Annotated in this window: 4 protein-coding genes; 3 read left to right on the plus strand and 1 reads right to left on the minus strand. The window is 62.8% G+C overall.

Translation table 11 applies throughout. From position 1 onward, the window contains the following. Positions 1 to 87: 87 nt before the first annotated feature. The 3 genes from tnpA to tnpC all read left to right on the plus strand — a co-directional run bounded on the left by tnpA (position 88) and on the right by tnpC (position 2,624). On the plus strand, positions 88 to 459 hold the full coding sequence (gene tnpA, locus GGQ90_RS28720) for an IS66-like element accessory protein TnpA (protein ID WP_188084632.1): 372 nt from the start codon (positions 88 to 90) through the stop codon (positions 457 to 459). Then, positions 456 to 803: an IS66 family insertion sequence element accessory protein TnpB gene (tnpB, locus tag GGQ90_RS28725; RefSeq protein WP_188084633.1), complete on the plus strand. Its 348-nt coding sequence runs from the start codon at positions 456 to 458 to the stop codon at positions 801 to 803. The genes tnpA and tnpB overlap by 4 nt, the downstream gene beginning before the upstream one ends. A 120-nt stretch (positions 804 to 923) precedes the next feature. Further along, positions 924 to 2,624 carry an IS66 family transposase gene (gene tnpC, locus GGQ90_RS28730; RefSeq protein WP_188084634.1) on the plus strand — a complete coding sequence of 567 codons (1,701 nt, stop codon included), beginning with the start codon at positions 924 to 926 and terminating at the stop codon, positions 2,622 to 2,624. 4 nt (positions 2,625 to 2,628) lie between these two features. Here tnpC and GGQ90_RS28735 read toward each other — a convergent pair whose 3' ends face one another. Continuing rightward, entirely contained in the window at positions 2,629 to 2,898 is a 270-nt protein-coding gene (locus GGQ90_RS28735) for a DUF6429 family protein (protein ID WP_188084635.1), read from the minus strand. Positions 2,899 to 2,975: the final 77 nt, after the last annotated feature.

Consider the following 2,975-nt stretch of genomic DNA (forward strand, 5'->3'; position numbering starts at 1 on the left):
GTACGCATCCGTTGAGCGTCGCCTTGCCCGGGACGTGACAGACCGCTCTTAAGGTCGCTCTTGAGCGCGGTCGTAGGAGCGGTTTTTGTGGGTCAGATCACGGTTTTCGGCGGGCCTGAGCGTCGGCGGCGCTGGCATGAGGACGAGCGGGCGAAGATTCTATCCGAGGCGTTTTCTCCTGGCGCCTGCGTGGCGCGTGTAGCTCGCCAGCATGATGTATCGACGGCGCTGATTTACACCTGGCGCCGCAAAGCGTGCCAAGCGTCTGGCGTGGCTGGCTCTTCAACTGCGGCGCAGGTCGGCTTCGTCGAAGCAGTCGTGCTTGATGACGGAGGCAGCAAGCAGGCACCTTCGCCGCCAGCTGTCGTGGTGGATCTGCCTGGCGGGCGGCGTGTGAATATCTACGCATCGGCGCCGCCCGGTGTGGCTGCCGCTGTTCTGAAGGCGCTGATCCGATGATCCCGGTTCCGAGCGGAGGCAAAGTCTGGCTCGCGCTGGGCCATACTGACATGCGCAAGGGGATGCGGTCGCTCGCGTTGCAGGTTCAGGAGGCCTTGAAAAAGGACGTCCATGCTGGCGACCTGTATGTCTTTCGGGGCCGGAGCGGATCGCTGTGCAAAATCCTGTGGCATGACGGCCTCGGGATGTCATTATTCGCGAAGCGTTTGGAAAGAGGACGTTTTGTCTGGCCCGCCGCAAAGGACGGAACGGTGGCCATCTCGGCATCGGCGATGGCCTGCCTGCTCGAGGGTATAGACTGGCGTAACCCCCAGGAGACCTGGCGCCCAACCCAGGTCGGCTGATCCACCGCGTCAATCAAGGTGCGAGAAATCCCGCCTGTCCGGGCGCATTGGTGAGACAAAATACGCGGGAAAACTGGCTTAAATCCTGGGGTTTGCGGCAGGTTCGTGTTATAAAAAAGCATGCCTGCAAGCGACCCGTCCGACGATCTCATCCAGCTTCGCGCTGAGTTTGCGCTCGTTCAGGAACGGGCCGATAAGGCCGAGGCTGAGGTCGCCATCGTTCAGGAACAGGCCCAGGCCAGATTGCTCGAGGCCGAAGCACGGGTTGCCAAAGTCTGGGCAATCAACGCTGATCTGCTGGCCCGCAACGCCCACCTCGAGCTGATGAACGAGACAATGCGCCGCGACAAATACGGCGCGAGCTCCGAGCGCAGCCGGCGCCTGCTGGGTCAGCTCGAACTGACCTTCGAGGAACTCGAGGCCAATGCCAGCGAGGCCGAACTGCTCGGCCAAATTGCGGCCGACAAGACCACCGCAGTCGCAGCGTTCACCCGCAAGCGGTCCACCCGCCGCGACTTCCCGGCTGACGTGCCGCGTGAGAAGGTCGTTATCCCGGCGCCAGAGCTTTGTCCGTGCTGCGGCTCGGGCGAACTAAGCCATCTTCCCCCGGTGATCACCGAAACGCTCGAGAGAATACCGGCCCGCCACAAGGTGATCCAGACGGTCCGGGAAAAGGTCTCGTGCCGTAAGTGCGAGAAGATCAGCCAGCCACCAGCGCCCTTCCACGTGACGCCGCGCGGGATGTTCGGGCCGCACTTCCTGGCAAACCTCGCCTTCCAGAAGTACGGTCTGCACCAGCCCCTCAACAGCCAGCGTGATCGGCTCGAGGCCGAAGGCATCCCCTTGAGCCTCTCGACGCTCGCGGATCAGATCGGTGCGATCTGCGTGGCGGTGAAACCCCTGTTCCTGCTGCTGGAGGCTCATGGGCTTGCCGCTGACCGCCTGCATGCAGACGACACCACGGTTCCACTTCTGGCCAAGCTGAAAACCAGCGTGGCGCGAATCTGGGATTATGTGCGCGACGATCGCCCGTTCGGCGGCCCGGCGCCGCCAGTGGCGCTGTGCTACTACTCCAGCGATCGCAGGGGCGAGCATCCCCGCGCCCACCTGGCCGGCTATACTGGTATTCTCCAGGTCGACAGGTATGCCGGCTTCAATGCCCTGTTCGAGGAAGGCTGGGCCGATAAGCCCATGACGCGCGCAAATTGCTGGGTTCATGCACGCCGGGAATTCTTCAAGCTCGTCGACCTCAGACAGCAGCTCAAGCGCAAGAAAAAAGGCACTGCGCCGCTCATCTCGCCGCTGGCAACCGAGGCGCTCGAGATCATCGATCGTCTCTTTGCCATCGAGCGCGGCATCAACGGCAAGCCTGCCGCCGAGCGCCTGGCCGTTCGCCAGGAGCTGTCCGCTCCGATCGTTGCCGAACTGGAGGCCTGGATGCACGAGACGCGCAGCAAGCTCTCTCGTCACGATGCCGTGGCCAAGGCCATCGCCTACCTTCAGAACGACTGGGCAGGCTTCACCACCTTCCTCGCCGATGGCCGGATATGTCTCTCGAACAACGCCGCGGAGCGCCAACTGCGCAGCGTTGCTCGAGGAAGGAAAGCATGGCTGTTCGTGGGCTCAGACCGTGGCGGCCAGCGTGCGGCGATGATGTTCAGCCTGTTCGGCACGGCTCGGCTCAACGACGTCGATCCGCTCGCCTGGTTCACCGACGTCCTTGCCCGGATCGCCGACATCCCACAGAACCGCCTTCACGAACTCCTGCCGTGGAACTGGAAGGCCGCTCAGCAGCAGGCCGCCGAGGAACTCGCCGCCTGAACTGTTAGACTGAGGGCTTGCGGCTTGTGCAGAACAGTCCCTGAAATAGCTGCTCGCAGCGCTGACGGCCGGCTGAGGTCAACACTACCGACTTCGCCTTGCCCACGGGATCGTGGATCAACCCTTGCTCGTACAAGCGTCCCAGTGCGCCCCAATCAAAGGACTTCCAGGCTCGACAGGTCCCTGACATCCGATCCAGGTCGTGCAGCGTCAAAAACATCAGAGCCAGGACCGCCTCATCAATCCGGTCGGTGTCTATATCCCGCTCTTCCATACGCAGCTCCTCGCGGCGCTGCCGATAATCTCACATCTCGACCCTCAGCTCCACTGCGTCTGCTATCGGATGCGTAC

It is taken from the genome of Sphingobium scionense (genome assembly GCF_014197035.1).
GTDB lineage: Bacteria > Pseudomonadota > Alphaproteobacteria > Sphingomonadales > Sphingomonadaceae > Sphingobium > Sphingobium scionense.